Origin of the sequence: Amycolatopsis sp. (genome assembly GCF_035546795.1) — a bacterium.
In the GTDB taxonomy this organism is placed as follows: domain Bacteria; phylum Actinomycetota; class Actinomycetes; order Mycobacteriales; family Pseudonocardiaceae; genus Amycolatopsis_E.
Window position 1 is genome coordinate 151,860 of record NZ_DASZWC010000039.1, and the last position, 15,985, is coordinate 167,844.

The window sequence follows — 15,985 nt, forward strand, 5'->3', positions numbered from 1 at the left end:
ATGGTGTCGTTATCGAGCCGTCGCTGTAACGGCTCAGCCGGGTTTCGTGATCGAGGAGCAATCCACCACACCATCTACGAGACCGTCGGTCAGGTGCTGGGCGAGGGCCTCGCCGCGTGTCGCGAGGTGCCGGAGGCCCGTCCCGAAGGCATGGACACGCCGGAGCTGCTCACCGATGCTGCGCTGGGCGCCAATGTCGAGCACCGGGACCTCGACTCGGCGGACATCGATGCGGTGCGAGCCGGACGACGTCGACGCGCTGCGGAGCAGGGATCGCGTGCGCAGGAGCCCGGCCAGGAAGTGCGGATCGACACGGTCGTCGTCGACGCGAAGCAGGTACACATTGCGGCCGAGCACCCACCCCTCGGTGTCGATCACCTCCGCACGCGGCGTGTCACCGGCGATGATCGCCGGTGCGACGACGTCACCCGGGCGCAGTTCGATCACATCCTCCGCGGGTTCGAGGAGCCGGGTGGAGGGCTCGGCTCCGGTGGCGAGGTCCCGGCCGGTCACGACGATCGGCCCCACTGCCTCAGGGTCGTCGGTGATCTCCAACCGGCCAGTCGCCTGCCGCAGGGCGACCGCGCCCGTGCGCGCGAGAGCACCGATCGTCGTGGTGCTCCTCGTCGTGCGTCGACCTGCCCAGACCGAGTCCGGTAGACCCGTGGCCAGCACATGCAGGTCGGCGGCCAGCTCGCTGCTCTGCCGCTGCAGATCATCGGCGTCGAGTGGCACTGGAGATAGGAGTAGATGCCGCGAGGGGGTGAGGTCGACGTCATCGTCGAGGAGGTCGATCACCTCGATGGTCCGTCGCCTGCCCGCGACATCGTCCACCACGCCGGTGCGGCAGAACTCCCGCCACGGCTCAAGGATGGCGCTGCGGAGCGCCCGCCAGTCGGCGCGGCCACGTCGTTCCGGCGCTAGGTGGCCGGCATCGACCAGCAGCACCGGATCCACGCCCGGCGCCGCAGGGCGGCGCAGCACCCACACGTGCAGCGGGATACCAGTCGACATGAGCAGGCCGGCGGGTAGTGCCAGCACCGCCCGTACCGCGCCGGCACGTAACAGCGCCTTGCGGATCGAGCGCCCAGACCGGCGGCTGGCGACACCGGCCGGCATGACCATTACGGCGGTGCCACCCGGTGCCGTGTGCGCGAGACAGTGTTGCAGCCAGCCCAGTTCCGGCTCGGATTTCGGCGGCACTCCGTATTCCCAGCGCGGGTCGATCACGAGGTCGTCGTGTCCCCAGTCCCGGTAACCGAAAGGCGGATCGCACAACACCACGTCCGCCTGCAGGTCGGGGTGAGCGTCGGTCCGCAGCGAATCCCCAGTATCGAGCGACTCCACGCTGGACGAGGTGAACGCCAGGCGCGCACGGGCGAGCAGGGCCACCTCCGAGTCGATCTCCTGACCGTAGATGACCCGCGCGCCATGTCGCGCCGCAGTACGCAGCACTGTGGCCGGACCGCATGCGGGGTCGAACACGCTTCCGGACAGCGGGCCCGCCAACGCCACAACCAGGTCGGCCAGGCCTTGGGGAGTCACGAGATGCTGGCGCTGCTGCCGCTCGAACACCCGCGAAACCAGGTGCTCGACGGCGTCGGCGCGCGCCGACCGGTCAAGCCGATCGACATGCTCCCGCACCCGTGGCCCCAGGTCAGCGCCGTCTGTCAACCCCGCGACGTACGCTGCCAGGCGCGCGACCACACCCGGTACGTTCGCGTCACCACTGCCGGCATCCAGCACCCGCCACAACGACTCCGCAGGCGACGCCGTGAACCTACCCCGTTGACGAAGCCACCGCTCGACATCGGTATACAAGAACCTCGGGCTCGCCCCCGCCCCGCTCACCGGCTCGGGAAAGTCGGGGTAACGACGTCGCCAGTTGCTGACCGCCGCGCGACCCACACCAGCGAGCTCCGCGACATCGGACGCGGTCATCAACGATTCGCCTGACATCCCCACCTCACATCCTTACATGGGGAGACTAGCACATCAGGATCAAATCGTGTTGACTGTGAATTGCTCGCATGCTTAGCATTGGCTGTCAACATATGGTCGGTAGGGAGTTGTGACCTTGAAGTGAGCGCCAACAACCGCCCCCGCCTGGCCATCGACGATGGCCTGCTGGCCGACGCCGTCACAGGCGACCGCCGTGCGGTCGAACGGCTACTTGCCCTCGTCCAGCCGGCAATCATCCGCTACTGCCGTGGACGGCTCGCCACCACGAGCGCCGTGCAGTCGGCAGACGACGTCGCCCAAGAGATCCTGCTGGCGGTGTTCGCCGCTTTGCATCGATACGACGGCGGTGCCCAGGCGTTCGCTGGGTTCCTGTTCGGCATCGCCAGGAACAAGGTCACTGATGCCTACCGTGCGCGCAACCGGGACAAGTCGACACCAGTCGAATCACTACCGGAAACCGCCGACCGCGCGACCAGCCCGGACGAGCGCGTCCTGCGCGACGAGCTGCGGTCCACGCTGGCCCGACACCTCAACGTGCTGACTGAGATCCAGCGTGAGGCCCTCGTCCTCCGGCTGATCGTCGGCCTTTCTCCCGGCGAGACTGCACTGGCGATGGGTACAAGCGCTGGCGCCGTTCGCGTTGCCCAGCATCGCGCCCTCAAGACTCTCCGCCGGTTACTCACCTCGGACTCCGGCTACGTTCTCGAATAAGAAACCTGACAAGACCTTCGATGGCAGGCCCAGTAAGGGGTCCCAAGTCGTGTGGTGTGTACCGAAGGGGTAGCTGGCGCGGTAGATGGCGAACCTCCAGCTGCTTGCGGATGCGTTGTTGTGCAATCGGAACAGCGGCAGCGCGGTGCCGTCGGCGAGTTCTCCTGCGATGTAAGCGTACGCGCCGTGTTGACGCACGTGGACAGTGGCGAGTTGCGGCCAGCGTTCCCAAGCGCGGGCCAGCAGGCGTTGACGTAGCGACGTCTTGGTCGACTCGGGTGGGGAGGCCATGAGCACGATCCTGCCCCGATACCGTCTTGGTCCCATGGCCGATCTTGAAATGAGCGAGTTGGCGGCCGCGAGCCCGTATGTGATCATGCCCGGCGGATCGACAGACACTGGAGGCACTGTCGCGACGCAGTCGTGCCAAGCATCGGCAGGTGTTACGGGCGCGGGTCGTGCTGTTCGCCGCCAACGGGCAATGTAATGCCGACATCCGTCGTGCGCCGTCTTCCTGCAGGTCCGGGCCGGGCGATGCGGGTGGAATCCGAATATACTCGTGTCCGCACACTGGCCTGCCTCGCCGCCTACCGCCTACACAGAGCCCGTGTGCTCGGCCGCTGCGAGGGCCCTAGGCCGACGCCCGCGCTGTTCTGGGGCGTAGACGACGGCGCCTCGCGTCACAACGGGGTGCCGCAGCCTGAATGAACGGCGCGTTTTCCAGTGTCCACATGGTCCACTTGCCGGTACACTCCTCGCGGGCGAACCAGATTGAGATCTACTTCTCCGTCGCCGAACGCATGCTTTCAGTACCCGCTACCACTCCACGGCAAGCCCATTCGACTGGAATGTCCACCAGGCACGACCTCAACCAGTTGCTCACCCGGATCGGCCATCGTGATCGACACCCGCACCGCAACCACTGGCAGCACGAACAACCCGACGAGCTAACGGGTGCGACCGCTCATGCGAGGGACTGACCACCGCCGACACGTGACGTGAAGCACAAGCGCTGCCCATCCGGCGCTCACGGCCTGTACCGCTTCGATCGCGCGGACGCTACCGCCTACGCGTGCTCCCCTGACCTTTCCGATCAATCGAAGCCGCTCTGACAAGCACAGATGCCGTCGGGTCGCCGTCAAGGCAAAAACTCCACACCATGATTCTCGTTGGTGTTTTTACGGCCTAATTCATGGTTCGTGACATCTCCACGGTTCGACACCAATTCGTAATCTTGCACAGGCTAATATTTGCACTTGATCGGGCGACTTCTTCGACGGAACGAGTGCCCGGAAAATTCACCCGATGCCCCGACTAACCGGATTCCCACCGCTGCCGTGCGCGGTGAAACTCCTGCGGCTGCGCGTTTACCGTAGCGTTCACCACCAGAACATGGAAAGGGCATCCCGCGATGGACGAGCACCAAAAGGATGCGCTGAGGCAGGCAGGCAAGCAAACCGGGCGGTTCGGCTGGCAAGTGGCAAAGTTCCTCGGTCGTGCATACGTTCGGCGCATCGCGCTGCTGCTGGCCATCCTGACCGTCGGCCTGATCGTCATCATCGTCATCCGGGTAACCGGTCATGGCAACTTGCTGCAGTCGCAGCCTCCTGTGGCCGCGCCGCCGGTGCCTTCGCCCGCACCTCAGCAACAGACCGATACGCTGTCTGCTGCGCCAGTGCCCACCGAGAAGTCGTACGGCAACCTGAAGGCGTGCGATCCGGCCGATCGCGGCACTGTAGCGGGAATCTTCCAGCACGTCTACGGGGGCGGTCAGCTCTCCGAAATGAACGTTGCCACCGAGATCGAGCCTGGTACGGGCTTGGCGACCTGCCGTTACGAGGTCACCACGTCGGACGGCACCGGCGATCAACTGGGTGCGGTCCTGACCGTCGAGTTCGCGGCTGGCAGCGATGCCGATCAGGTGCTTGGCGCGCTACCACAGCAGTACCCGAATATCACACGCCGCACCATCACGTTCAGCAACCCGACCGACACGTTCGACCCGTCGCTTACCGGCAACGCCGGTGGCAAGCCGCTCACCGCGGACGTCATGGTGGCTGGAACAAACAACCTGCTCTACATGGCCAAGACGCCGAACGGCTACTTCGTGTCCGTGGGCGCGACATCGGACGCGCCACAGACGCCAGCGAACGAGCAGGCTGTTCGCGATGTGCTCGAGCTGACGTACTGGAACCTTACATACCTTGCGGCATAACGGAAACCCAGCGAGGAAGGAGCGTCCTCACGTATTTCAATGGAGCCCTCCGATCTGAGACTGAGCCGTGCGGATTCCGATTAGCACGGTGGCACCCCTACATCAACGACGTTCGCATTTTGACCATCGTTGACGTAATGAGCATTCAGCCAGCCAGTATTCGCTACACCATCGTTGGTTGGGCGCGTGACATTGTCGGCTCGATACCAGAGCGTGTCGTTGTATTTTCCGACGCTATCGCCCCAGCCGTAGCACCGTAGCCGTACTTGCTCGTTCATGTATACACCGTGGCCAGTCACGCGGTCGGTGTCTGCCGTGTGTGGGCTGTCCCGGAACCACACGCCGTCCGGTGGGGTTTCGCTGGTATTCATGACCGTAAACACAGGATTCTGCGGCGCCGGGCGTTGCTGTGAGGTCTGCGGAAGCTCGTTCGCGGACGAACCGGAATTCGGCCGGCTCGTCGGGCTTACGCCAGGACTGCCCGTGTTCGGTGGCGCAGCGGCGGAGGTGTAGCTGGGATCACCCGCGTGCCCGACGCAGGGCCCGGTGAACATACTGAGCGCGACACTGCCGACGCTGGCGCCGATGAGGTGCTGGAAGCAGGGGTCGTTCGTCAGCCCGGCCAATCGCCGAGCGAACTGTCCCGCCCCGGGTTTGATGGAGAAATCGAACGCCCGGAGGATTCACAGTCATGGCGGCACCACGGAAGTACCCGGATGAGTTGCGTGAGCGGGCGACGCGTTTGGCGGTTGAGGCCAGGCGAGACCCGGCGTCAGCGAGTGGGGCGATCAAGCGGATCGCCGACCAGCTCGGCGTGCATCCGGAGGCGTTGCGGACGTGGGTGAAGCAGGCGGAGACCGACGAGGGAACGCGGCCGGGAACGACCACGACCGAGGCGGCCAGGGTCGCCGAGCTGGAACGTGAGGTGCGTGAGCTGCGCCGGGCGAACCAACGGCTCATGCGCGAGATCGGGTTGCGTGGCCTGCTGCGGGACACCTCCCCACGTACGACACGACCGGCGGCGGAGACCGGCAGGCCAGGTGATCTGGTGAAACGTGACTTCACGGCCACGCGCGTGAACGAGCTGTGGGTAGCCGACATCACCTACGTGCGCACCGCCGCCGGCTGGGTCTACGCGGCGTTCGTGCTCGATGTCTTCTCCCGCTTGATCGTGGGCTGGCAGGTCGCCACCAGCCTCTACACGGATCTGGTGCTGGACGCGCTGCAGATGGCGCTCTGGCGCCGCCAGGCCGCCGGTACCGGCCTGGCCGGGCTTGTTCATCACAGCGACCGCGGCGTGCAGTACCGGGCGGTGCGCTACACCCAGCGCCTCGCCGAGGCCAGCGCGGTCGCATCCGTTGGCAGCAAAGGAGATTCCTACGACAATGCCATGGCCGAGGCGTTCAACTCCTTGTACAAGGCCGAACTCGTCCGCAACCGAGGACCATGGCGCGGGATCGACGACGTCGAGATCGCCACCGTCGAGTACATCGACTGGTACAACAACCGGCGCCTGCACGGCGAGCTCGGGCACGTGCCACCCGCCGAGTACGAAGCACTACACGCGATGACCCACCCGGTCACCGCAACCCTGGAAACCAGCTAATCCAGTCTCCACGAAACCCGGGGCTTGACAAACTTCGCGCTCACAAACTTGATGCCCTTGCCGATCAGGCAGGAAACGATCGACTTCCAGCTCACAGACTTCAGACAGACTGCCTTCTTCCCGAGGTTGTACAGCGATGTGAAGGGCGACAGATGGGTGACCCAAACCGTCTGATCTCCGAAGTCAGCGCTTTCGACCGTCCATGCGCCGTCCACGTTGTGTACGACCAAATCATCCGGGCTGGTCAAGGGGATCGTGGCCTGCACCTGACCCGACCACGGCACGTTGATCGACAGGTCGTATTGCCCGCCACTGGTCTCCGCGATGCTGGCCGTGCCATCAGTCGTGAGGACGCCTGCCGGGACGGCGAGGGTGACGCCATCGGCCGAGACGGACCCGCCGTTGTCGACAGTCACCGGCGCCGTGACGACGGGCACAGCGTCCGGCACGGTGCTGTCACCGACGACTCCGCCCGTAGCGGGCGCACTGGTTCGCGTGTTCGTTCCCACCGGACGGTCGGCCAACCCCTCCGAACATGCAGCGAGCGAAACGACCGCCACCAATATGAGACACAAGGCGAGCGGTGCATGGGTACGCATGGCAGGCATCGGCAGCTCCCGCAGTACGGGGCCGTCAACCAACACATTCACCGATCCGGACAACCGTCCGGAAAATGGTAAATCGTGCTGTCGCGAGCGCGAGGCCCTAGCTTGAGTTGTTGCCTTGGACGTCGCCAGAGCTGCAAACGCTGTTACTTTCCCCGTCCAGGCGTTACGCAATCCGCATCGTTGATAACCGAATGTTGCTGCTCGCGAACAGCGACTCGCACCGTGATCGACTGTAGTGCAGCTGCCTCCGCCCGGTTAGCTCTGTGCGGCCGGCCGTTGTTGTACCAGCCGACGACTGCATGACGGCACCGTTGGGCTACGCCGCGCTGGACCAGGTCACCCCGGCGCCGCCCGAACGCGTGCGGGTGCATGTGCTCAACGGCACCTCCCGGCCGATGCAGCCCGCTGGGATCGCGGCCGAGTTGCGGTCCAGGGATTCGGTGAGGCGGCTCTGCCCAGCGACGACCCACTGTACCCGGCCGGAACGCTGCCTGCGTCGGTCAGATCCCGTGGTGCCTCGGGCGGCGCGCAGGCTCAGCTTTCTGGTGCCGTGCGCCGAGCTGGTGCGCGACGACCGCTCCGACACCAGTGTCGACCTCGCCCTCGGTGGGCGATTCTCCCATTTGGCACCGACGTCCGCCGGGCACGCGATGTTGGATCAGTTGAGTGCCTGGGCCCGCGACGGCGACGGGCGGCAGACCGACGACAGCGAGCGCCCCGGATCGCGCCGCCGTTGCTCGCGGGCACGCACCCCGGCCAGCCCGGGAATCGCAAGGTAGTCGCAAGGTTCCTTGGCCCGGGCCTCGGTAATGCTGTGCGTGGGCCCCGATGGTCCCCGGTCCTGCTCCCTAACTCTGCCGCAGGACCTGCTATAGGAGTCCGGCCGGATGCTGGTCGCCCGGCCGGGCTCCGTACTGCGCAGATTCTGCAAAGGTTATATTTGCATGGAGCAAATTTTGCTGTATACACGAGATGTGTGGACTCACCCTGTTTCGACTCTAGCGTCGATGCCGGTCTCCCACGACGCGGAACCGGCGAGGTCTGGACGTGAACGGGGATCGAGAAGACTCCCCTACCACCGTCCCGCCCAGCCGGTGAACGAGACCGGCAGAACTGCCCGTCCGCCGCTGCCCGCACCACAGAGCATTCACCGCCGTGGAGACAACGGTCACGCGAATCCCGCACTCTATCGTCAGACTCTGGTTGGCCTCGGGTTTCATCCCGCTGATCGGGTCACGGTGGTGGTGGGCCGAGGACGACTGCGGGTGACACGGTGCCGGCGAACACTCCCCCGAACTTGTCCATGGCCTGTTGGTCGCCTGCCATCCCGGCGAGTAGCCGGCCGAGTTGCGGTGGTGGTGGTTGCAGGCTGGCCAGTGCCGCGGTGAATTCATACATGGGGAAGACGCGGGTGTCGCGCTGCTGCTGGTAGTGGGTCATCGCCTCGTCGTAGGGCCGGGCGCTGGTGAGCGCGGCGTGGATGGCACCGGCGCACAGTTCGGCGTCGAGAAAGGCGTCGGTCATGCCCTGGGCGGTCACCGGGTCCAGCAGGTATCCGGCATCACCCACCAGTGCCCAGCCGGGGCCGAACGGCCGCCGGAAGTGGTTCGCGACGCCGCTGCCGACGAGGCGCGTCTCGCGGCGGGCTCCGTCGAGCCGGTCGCCGTGGATCTCTTTGAGTGCTCGCAGGTAGTTGCAGTCCAGGTCGTGCTTGACCCGAGTGCGCACGGCGTGCGGCCACGCGACCAGCAGCAGGGTCAGGTCGTCATGGGTGGGGAATGCGGCGAAACCGTTGCCCGGCTTGATCATCCACTGCGCAGCGTCGGTGTCGAAGCCACTCCAGTAGGCGTAGTAGGCGACGCTCGCCTGCGGTGCTGTGCGGTAGGCCGGGGCACCCACCGCCTCGGCGACTCTCGAATGCGCGCCGTCGGCACCGACCACGACGGTGGCCCGTTCGGTGACTGGGGCGGCAGTGTCGCCCCCACGGACGCCGACCACCCGGTCGTCCTCGACGATCAGGTCGTGCACGGTGAACCCCTCGCGCACGTGCACCCCTGCCTGTGCGGCAGCCTCGATCAGCAGTGTGTCGAGCACGGTTCGGCGCGGGCAGTACGCCGCGGCCGCACCGTTGCTTGTGGGTGGCGTGCCGCAGAGCGTGAACGGGCCGAAGTCGAAGGAGTATCTCGTGATCGGTGGGCAGCCGGTGGCGACCAGTCTGTCCCGCAGCCCCCAGCGGTGCAGTGCGGCCACGCCTGGGGAGTGGATGAGGTGTGTGGACACTGTGTCTGCGGGGAATCGGCTCCGGTCCACCAGCAGCACTCGGTGACCCTGGCGGGCCAGCAGCATCGCGGTGGCTGAGCCGGCGCACCGGGCGCCGACAATGATGACGTCGTAGGTTGTCATTGTTCGATCCTCAGCTTGGTCCTGGTGGTCTTCGGGGGTGTGGCTGCGCGGGGTTGCCAGGAGCCGTCACGGGGTGCGCCGGCCTCGATCCAGTTCTTGATCCAGCGCAACCGGGCGTGCCAGACCCGTTTGCCGTGACTGGCGACCACAAAGGACAACGGGCGCAGCAGGAGCGGGACACGGACCGTCCCCCGGGTGGTGAGCCGGGTACCTGCGCCATCCGGCGATAGCAGGTAGCACTCGCTTCCCCGGAACGCGCCGAGACAGAACTCGACCACGATCCGTTCGGGAGCCTCAAGGGCGGTGTAGGTGCAGACCGTGCGCCCGATCCGGCCGAACGGTGGCACCGGTTCGCGGAACTCGAAGCTGGTTCCGACTCCGATGGTGCCGGACGTCGTCCGGTGCACGGACACGCACTGGGGATCGAAGTACCGCGCGTTCTCCAGATCCCGCACCAGGTCGAAGACCTCACCCACAGGTCTGTCGACGGTGATGGTGGATTCGAACTCGGCCATGATGAGCACTCTCAGATGCGGCGGCTAGGGTCATCGGGCGCCTACGGCTGGGCCGGTCGGCGTCTCGTCCTAGCAACGGTGCGCTCCGGGCAAGAGCTGCTACTAGTAAACAATCTGTACCCAGGCCCCGGCTCAGCGGTCGTAGATGCGCATTAGTGCGCCCGACCACTACGGGCGGGGGATCGCGGCGAAGTGGCCGAGCCGGAACCATCTGGGCACGGCACGCACCAGCGGACCGGCGCCCTGTAGCTCCAGCTCGCCGCCGACGACCGCCTCGTGCCAGGGCAGATCGCCGCGCCACACGGGCACGAAAACTCGTAGCGGCGCGGTCAGGTGGACGTCGGTGTCCAGGCCCGGATCTTCGTCACAGATATCGACTTCCGCGCGAGAGAGGATCAGCCACCAGTGTCGCAACGAGACGGTGGCGTCGGGAAAGGTCAACGCCAGCACCGTCTTGTGATCAGGGAGCGCGTCCGTGTTGACGTTGCGGCTCATGTCCCACACCAGGAATGCCGGGTCGCGGTCCTCCTCGGCGAGCGAGCGCAGCCACCGGACCCCCCAGGTGCCGAGCGCCTCCACGACCGGGCGCAGCTCCTCGCCGGCGTCAGTGAGCTGATACACCGGGCCGTCCGGAGTCTCCTGGCGACTGACCACGTCGTGCTGCCGCAACTGGCTGAGCCGTCGCGACAGCAGCGTGCGCGACATCTGCGGGACCCCCCGGTGGATCTCGTTGAACCGGGTGCTGCCCGCCACCAGTTCACGGACCACCAACAGCATCCAACGCTGATCCAGAAGCTCGGCTGCCTTCGCCACCGGGCACAGTTGCCCGTAACTGCTCACCGTGACTCCTCCTCATGCGCCGTCCCGCAGCCTTTTCGATCTTGGTGGTGATCCGGCTGAACAACGTGGTCAAGGCCACGATGACGCAACCGGCGACGGCTCGTCCACCGCCGCATGTTGGAACAGGTCGCCGTAGCCCACCGTGGAGGCGGTCACGGGACACTACCGCCACTAGTTTGAGGCGCGGACGATCACGCTGGCGGGTTCGGTGAACAGCATCAACGGCCAGCTGGTGATGAAGACGAACGCGAGCACCGCCGCGGCGGGACGTGAGTGCTTGCGCCGAGGAACCGCGGCAGGAGCCAGGACAGCAAGGTGGGCACGCCGGGCCTTTCAGTCTGCGGCGGTCGACGGTCGTCCCGGCGAGAATCTGCTTGTGCCGATCCAGTGGATCGCTTGGTGCACCATCTCGCGTGGGCCGGTGAACCGGACGGTCTGTTCCCGGACCGCGTCGAGCCAGCTCGTGTGGCCCAGCCATATCTGGGCCAGCGCGGTGAGGGTGCAGTCGATGCGGATCGCGTCGGGAAGCCCAGGTTTGCTGTGCCGCGCAGACACGTGCTCGGTGGAGAGGACGATCCACCATTGGCGTGGTGGTGGCACCTCGGCGAACCGGACCCGGACGGCTGCTGGCTGTGGCGGTAACCGGGATCGTTCGATCTGCCGGCAGATGTCGTGGACCAGCAGTTGGGGTTTGAGGTCGCGCGATCCGGGCGAGGGCAGCCATCGGCGTCCCCAGTGGCCCAGGTGGTCGATGATCGGTGCGAGGTCGCGGCCGGCGCTGGTGAGCGCGTAGCGGGTGTGCCGCGACGCCTCGACGGAGTCGTCGACCAGACCCGCGGCGCGCAACCGGCGTAGCCGGGTGGACAGCACGCCGGCGGCCAGACCGGGTAATGCCTGCTGCAGGTCGGCTGCGGTCCGGTCCCCGTACAACAGTTCGTGCACGACGAGAAAGGTCCAGGAGTCGCCGAGAATCTCGGTGGCTCTGGCCACCGGGCAGTGTTGTTCGTAGCGCACGATCAAACGTCGGCGAGCGTCATCCGGGAGAGCCGATAGCGAGCCAGATGGTGCAGCATTTCTTCGAGCGCCTCAGGGACGATCTGGCCCTCGAGATCGCGTCTCGCCGCGCGCACCGTCGACTCGACGTGGCCGTGCGGCACGGCTCCGGCGAACTCACGCGAGAGCCGCTCCACGATCTCGGCGACGAACTGTTCCTGACGGTGCGCTTCGGGCATGCGCCTCAACCCCCTGGGTAACTCCACGTTGCTGACCATCTTGGTGGATAACCGGGTGGGTGAACCTGACGACTGCCTGACGATGTTCACCGGCCGGTGGGGACGGGTGGTTCCATGGTCGTCGGGGTGACCGGGTTGACCGGGGTGGTGGAGGTGTCGGGCTGTTGGGCGATCGTCGGCGTGGTGGCCGGTGCGGGCGGGGAGACCGTCAGCTGCTCTGGCTCGTCTTCGGTGGTCACCCCGCACCCGGCCACCAGCGCGGCACTGACGAGCAGGATGAACGCGATCCAGCGTCTCATGTCTTTGCCTCCGGTAGCTCTACCACGAACCGCGCGCCGCCGCCTGGGCGGTCTTCGACCCACACGATGCCGTCGTCGCGTCGCACGTGCTCGGCGACGATGGCCAGGCCGAGCCCGCTGCCGGTGCTCGCACCCCGGCGTCCGGCGTGTTCTCCGCGGGCGAACCGCTCGAAGATGCGTTCCCGCAGCTCCGGCGGCACCCCGGGGCCGGCGTCGTCGACCTCGATCCGTACCCGGCTGTCCCGGCGGGCGACCGCCACCCGGACCGGCCCGTCTCCGTAGCGCTCGGCGTTGTCGAGCAGGTTGGCTACGACGCGGTCCAACCGACGCCGGTCCGCCCACACCAGTGGCGGCGGCAGGTCGACATCGATCGGCAGGGCCGCGGACGCGCGATCAACAACGTGGCGCACCAATTCGGCCAGATCGACCAGTTCGCGGCTGCGCGCGTCGTCCTCTTCGTGGGCGCGGGAGATCTCCAGCAGGTCGAGGACCATGCGGTGAAATCGGTGCACCTCCGCCAACAGCAGATCCAGCGCCTGCCCAGCGGTCGGCGGTAGCCCGCCACGCCGCCGCTCCAGCACCTCGGCGGCGTTGACCATAGTGGTTAACGGGGAACGCAGCTCATGGCTCACGTCCCCGGCGAACCGCGCGTCCCGCCCCACTCGCTGCTCCAACGCCTGGGCCGTGGCGTTGAACGTGGTCGCCAGCGGGGCGAGATCGGGGTCGGCCTGGTCCGGGAGTCGCGCCGTCAGGTCACCAGCGGCGACGCGGGACGCGGCGGCGGTAAGCGCGATCAGCGGGCGCAGCGCCCGTCGGCTGGTCCACCAGCCGAGCACCGCGGCGAGCACGACGCACGCGAGGGTGCCACCGATGAGCAAGCTGCTGAGGAACTTGAAAGTCCGGTCGAGTTCGGTGAGGGGAAACAGCTCCACGTAGAACCCGCGCGCCGTAGCGACCGGTAGCGCGACCGCGAGGACCGGGATCCCACCGACTCGGACCCGTTGCCGGAGCGCTCTCCCCTTCCGCGCCTCGGCTACCAATGCCGCAGGCAGCGCGGACGGCTCGACCTGGCGGCCGCTGGTGAGCCAGCGACCGGACTGGAACAGCAGGATCGTGGAGTCCGGGCCGGTGCTGAACCCGGTCAGCAGCTCGTCGAGCCCACCCGAGCCGGCGCGAAGCGCCTCATCGACCAGGCGGACGTTCACCTCGGCCTGCCAGGTCGCGCTCTGTTCCCGCTGGCTGAGCATGTAGCCCGTGCTCAGCTTCCAGGTCGCGGCCGCGAGCGCACTCACCAGAACCAGCAAGCCCAACCCGAACGCGGCAGCGACCCGCCAGCGCAGCGAGACCCGGCGCCACCTGGTCATGTCGGCCGGCCGATCCGATAACCCCGCCCCCGGACCGTCAGCACCACGACAGGCTCGTCCGGGTTGCGTTCGATTTTCCGACGCAGCCGGCGAATGTGGACGTCGAGCAACCGGGTGTCGCCGAAATAGTCATGCCCCCACACACGCTGCAGCAGCTCCTCCCGGGTCACGACCCGGCCATCCGCCGTCGCGAGCTCGACCAACAGGCTGAGCTCGGTTCGGGTAAGATGGAGCGGCTCTCCCGCGCGCAGCACCTCGTTCTTATCGGGCACGACCCGCAGATCGCCGATCTCGAAGCTCGTCGCCCGCGCGGGACCTCGACGGCGCAGCAGAGCCCGCATCCGGGCGGCAAGTTCGCGGGCCACGAGCGGCTTGGTGACATAGTCGTCGGCGCCCGCCTCCAGACCCTCGATGACGTCATCCGTACTGGTCCGCGCGGTGATCACGACGATCGGAAGATCACCGCGTGACCGCAGCGTCCGGCAGACGGTGAGGCCGTCCATGCCGGGCAGCATCAGATCGAGGAGCACGACATCGACGGGAGTCGCCTCCACCTGCTTGAGCGCTTCCTCCCCGGTGGCCACCGGGAATACGTCGAAGCCCTCGTCGCCGAGGGCCAGGCTCAGCGCCTGGCCGATCAACTCGTCGTCCTCGACAAGCAACACACGGACCCGCATGGGCGACAAGCCTAGGCGGGGATGCTCGGCCCCCTCGCCCCGGTTGAGCGGGGACGGGCAGGCCCTCCTAATGCTGTTCTCGTGGGAGCGGCAGAGCCCGCTTTGTGCTCTGCCTTGTCCGTCCGTGGCCGTGATCGGATGGGATGGCGAGATACCCCAGGGAGAACGCCGTGATCAACACACTGCTCGAGCTACAGCACTTGGCCACGCTGCGTCCGTCCGCGACCGCTTCGGCGGCCGATATCGCCGCCTGGTACCCGGCCAAGTGCGACCTGCACGAGCATCTCGCCACAGAAGCGCACGACGCGTCGGCCGCCGCCCGGAACCGGGAGTTGGCGCGGCGCGCGGGAGCGGGCCGCGTTGCTGGTGCCGACATCCCGGGCCCTGGCGTCGCGTGCCTGGGGACCTCCGGCCGCGCTGCGACAGCGACGCTGTGCCGCGGAGGCGACAGCCGTTCGCCCCACAATTTTTTGCCCTGTTTCCTGTGGTGATTACCGCTACCCGGGTAGCAACGCCCCGTGCGGGTCTTCTTATGCGGCGACGTCATGACCGGCCGGGGTATCGACCAGACCCTCCCGTACCCCCGGCGAACCTCGGGTTGCCTGAGCGCTCCGTCGAGGATGCCCGCACTTATGTGCTCGTTGCAGGGGACGCCTCCGGCCGCATCGCGACGGGCGCTGATCATGGACCGCTTGGGCGAGACACGGAGGCTGGCCGAGATCCAGCAGCGCTTGGCCCGGGACGATCCAGGCCTGGCCCGGGTGCTGGCGACCGGCAGACCGTCCGCCTCCGCCGGTTTCGTGGTCGTACTCGGCAGCGTGCTCGCATCCTTCGCCGCGGGCCTGCTGCTCGCGCTCGGGGCGCACTTCGCGCCGCCCGTCGTGCTCGCCGTCGGTGCGCTGTTCGTCGTAGTCGTGCCAGCGATACTCCTGGCGCGGCGGTTCCGCGCGCGGTGACGGTGTGCCGCCGGAGCTCGGTGCCGGTGAGGCCGGTGAGGGGACGGTTGGCGTCCCGCGCTGCGTGGTGGTCGGGTTCGTCGCCGAGCTCGGCGGGCTCGGTGTCTGCGTGACGGTGACGGTCTCCTGCGTCGTCGTCGGCGGGGCGGCCCGTGTCCCGCCGAACAGGCACCCGGCGGTGGTGCCCGAATCACCGGAAAGGGCGTGTCCTGTCAGGGCTTCGAACCCGGTGACGGCCACCATCCCGATCACGAAGGCGAACACGCTGACGGCGGCGGTCAGGACCCACGTGTTTTCCACCACGGGCGCGGGGGCGGGTCAACCGCCGGGCGGAGGGAGGCGGGCCGCGTGGCTGCTGGCTGGGTTTCTGACGGTTGTTGTGCGCCAGCGGTTCTTCGTCTTGCGTAGCCCCCGCAGGTACAGCTCCTGCCGACCGTTGTCGCGATCCTGGCGAGCGCCGCGCCCACCCACGTGCCTGTGATACCGAGAGCGGAGCCCAGGAGGGCAGTGGTGACGGCGGCCAGCACCGACGCGGCCACTTGTGCAGGCTTGATTCGGGACTTCTCCGTGCGCTCGTCGTCGTCTCGGCCATCGTCA

The 15,985-nt window shown here is 67.2% G+C and carries 16 protein-coding genes; 6 read left to right on the forward strand and 10 right to left on the reverse strand.

The window, feature by feature from the left end:
• Nucleotides 1–33: 33 nt before the first annotated feature.
• Nucleotides 34–1,674, reverse strand: a complete 1,641-nt coding sequence (locus VHD82_RS22525; RefSeq protein WP_325707224.1) for an N-6 DNA methylase — start codon at nt 1,672–1,674, stop codon at nt 34–36.
• A 408-nt stretch (nt 1,675–2,082) separates the two neighbouring features.
• On the opposite strand from VHD82_RS22525, the gene VHD82_RS22530 reads away from it, so the two are divergent.
• The 3 genes from VHD82_RS22530 (at nt 2,083) to VHD82_RS22540 (ending at nt 6,494) form a co-directional block, all read left to right on the forward strand.
• Entirely contained in the window at nt 2,083–2,673 is a 591-nt protein-coding gene (locus VHD82_RS22530) for a sigma-70 family RNA polymerase sigma factor (protein ID WP_325707227.1), read from the forward strand.
• Between the two features lie 1,411 nt (nt 2,674–4,084).
• A complete protein-coding gene (locus tag VHD82_RS22535) occupies nt 4,085–4,888 on the forward strand; it encodes a hypothetical protein (RefSeq protein WP_325707229.1) in 804 nt (267 codons plus the stop codon).
• Nucleotides 4,889–5,579: 691 nt separating this feature from the next.
• The gene (locus tag VHD82_RS22540) at nt 5,580–6,494 is read left to right on the forward strand and encodes an IS3 family transposase (RefSeq protein ID WP_325707232.1); all 915 of its coding nucleotides are present in this window, start codon (nt 5,580–5,582) and stop codon (nt 6,492–6,494) included.
• Here the strand turns inward: VHD82_RS22540 and VHD82_RS22545 are convergent.
• Nucleotides 6,491–7,102 carry a hypothetical protein gene (locus VHD82_RS22545; protein WP_325707235.1) on the reverse strand — a complete coding sequence of 204 codons (612 nt, stop codon included), beginning with the start codon at nt 7,100–7,102 and terminating at the stop codon, nt 6,491–6,493. The two genes, VHD82_RS22540 and VHD82_RS22545, sit on opposite strands and share 4 nt — an antisense overlap.
• A 299-nt stretch (nt 7,103–7,401) precedes the next feature.
• Between VHD82_RS22545 and VHD82_RS22550 the strand changes: the two genes are divergently transcribed.
• Entirely contained in the window at nt 7,402–7,881 is a 480-nt protein-coding gene (locus VHD82_RS22550) for a LytR C-terminal domain-containing protein (protein WP_325707238.1), read from the forward strand.
• A gap of 454 nt (nt 7,882–8,335) precedes the next feature.
• Here the strand turns inward: VHD82_RS22550 and VHD82_RS22555 are convergent, their stop codons facing one another.
• From VHD82_RS22555 to VHD82_RS22590, 8 genes are all read right to left on the reverse strand, one after another.
• Nucleotides 8,336–9,505 (reverse strand): NAD(P)/FAD-dependent oxidoreductase, encoded by a 1,170-nt coding sequence (locus VHD82_RS22555; RefSeq protein ID WP_325707241.1) that lies wholly within the window; start codon nt 9,503–9,505, stop codon nt 8,336–8,338.
• On the reverse strand, nt 9,502–10,020 hold the full coding sequence (locus VHD82_RS22560) for an SRPBCC family protein (RefSeq protein ID WP_325707244.1): 519 nt from the start codon (nt 10,018–10,020) through the stop codon (nt 9,502–9,504). Before VHD82_RS22560 ends, VHD82_RS22555 begins: the two co-directional genes overlap by 4 nt.
• 168 nt (nt 10,021–10,188) lie before the next feature.
• Complete coding sequence (locus VHD82_RS22565; protein ID WP_325707247.1) at nt 10,189–10,860, reverse strand: helix-turn-helix domain-containing protein; 672 nt, start codon at nt 10,858–10,860, stop codon at nt 10,189–10,191.
• Between the two features lie 333 nt (nt 10,861–11,193).
• Complete coding sequence (locus VHD82_RS22570) at nt 11,194–11,850, reverse strand: helix-turn-helix domain-containing protein (protein ID WP_325707250.1); 657 nt, start codon at nt 11,848–11,850, stop codon at nt 11,194–11,196.
• Nucleotides 11,851–11,876: 26 nt separating this feature from the next.
• Nucleotides 11,877–12,092 (reverse strand): three-helix bundle dimerization domain-containing protein, encoded by a 216-nt coding sequence (locus tag VHD82_RS22575; protein WP_325707253.1) that lies wholly within the window; start codon nt 12,090–12,092, stop codon nt 11,877–11,879.
• A gap of 86 nt (nt 12,093–12,178) precedes the next feature.
• On the reverse strand, nt 12,179–12,391 hold the full coding sequence (locus VHD82_RS22580) for a hypothetical protein (protein ID WP_325707256.1): 213 nt from the start codon (nt 12,389–12,391) through the stop codon (nt 12,179–12,181).
• Nucleotides 12,388–13,755: a HAMP domain-containing sensor histidine kinase gene (locus tag VHD82_RS22585; RefSeq protein ID WP_325707259.1), complete on the reverse strand. Its 1,368-nt coding sequence runs from the start codon at nt 13,753–13,755 to the stop codon at nt 12,388–12,390. The genes VHD82_RS22580 and VHD82_RS22585 overlap by 4 nt, the downstream gene beginning before the upstream one ends.
• Nucleotides 13,752–14,432: a response regulator transcription factor gene (locus VHD82_RS22590; protein WP_325707262.1), complete on the reverse strand. Its 681-nt coding sequence runs from the start codon at nt 14,430–14,432 to the stop codon at nt 13,752–13,754. Before VHD82_RS22590 ends, VHD82_RS22585 begins: the two co-directional genes overlap by 4 nt.
• A gap of 170 nt (nt 14,433–14,602) precedes the next feature.
• On the opposite strand from VHD82_RS22590, the gene VHD82_RS22595 reads away from it, so the two are divergent.
• Nucleotides 14,603–14,923 carry a hypothetical protein gene (locus VHD82_RS22595; RefSeq protein ID WP_325707265.1) on the forward strand — a complete coding sequence of 107 codons (321 nt, stop codon included), beginning with the start codon at nt 14,603–14,605 and terminating at the stop codon, nt 14,921–14,923.
• 201 nt (nt 14,924–15,124) lie between these two features.
• The gene (locus VHD82_RS22600) at nt 15,125–15,388 is read left to right on the forward strand and encodes a DUF3040 domain-containing protein (protein ID WP_325707268.1); all 264 of its coding nucleotides are present in this window, start codon (nt 15,125–15,127) and stop codon (nt 15,386–15,388) included.
• The last annotated feature ends 597 nt before the right edge of the window (nt 15,389–15,985 follow it).

What these genes read in the sequence shown, in the direction of transcription:
- VHD82_RS22535 (WP_325707229.1), top strand. Translation starts at nt 4,085, where the DNA reads ATGGACGAGCACCAAAAGGATGCGCTGAGGCAGGCAGGCAAGCAAACC.
- VHD82_RS22540 (WP_325707232.1), top strand. Translation starts at nt 5,580, where the DNA reads ATGGCGGCACCACGGAAGTACCCGGATGAGTTGCGTGAGCGGGCGACG.
- VHD82_RS22545 (WP_325707235.1), bottom strand. Translation starts at nt 7,102, where the DNA reads ATGCCTGCCATGCGTACCCATGCACCGCTCGCCTTGTGTCTCATATTG.
- VHD82_RS22550 (WP_325707238.1), top strand. Translation starts at nt 7,402, where the DNA reads ATGACGGCACCGTTGGGCTACGCCGCGCTGGACCAGGTCACCCCGGCG.
- VHD82_RS22555 (WP_325707241.1), bottom strand. Translation starts at nt 9,505, where the DNA reads ATGACAACCTACGACGTCATCATTGTCGGCGCCCGGTGCGCCGGCTCA.
- VHD82_RS22560 (WP_325707244.1), bottom strand. Translation starts at nt 10,020, where the DNA reads ATGGCCGAGTTCGAATCCACCATCACCGTCGACAGACCTGTGGGTGAG.
- VHD82_RS22575 (WP_325707253.1), bottom strand. Translation starts at nt 12,092, where the DNA reads ATGCCCGAAGCGCACCGTCAGGAACAGTTCGTCGCCGAGATCGTGGAG.
- VHD82_RS22580 (WP_325707256.1), bottom strand. Translation starts at nt 12,391, where the DNA reads ATGAGACGCTGGATCGCGTTCATCCTGCTCGTCAGTGCCGCGCTGGTG.
- VHD82_RS22585 (WP_325707259.1), bottom strand. Translation starts at nt 13,755, where the DNA reads ATGACCAGGTGGCGCCGGGTCTCGCTGCGCTGGCGGGTCGCTGCCGCG.
- VHD82_RS22590 (WP_325707262.1), bottom strand. Translation starts at nt 14,432, where the DNA reads ATGCGGGTCCGTGTGTTGCTTGTCGAGGACGACGAGTTGATCGGCCAG.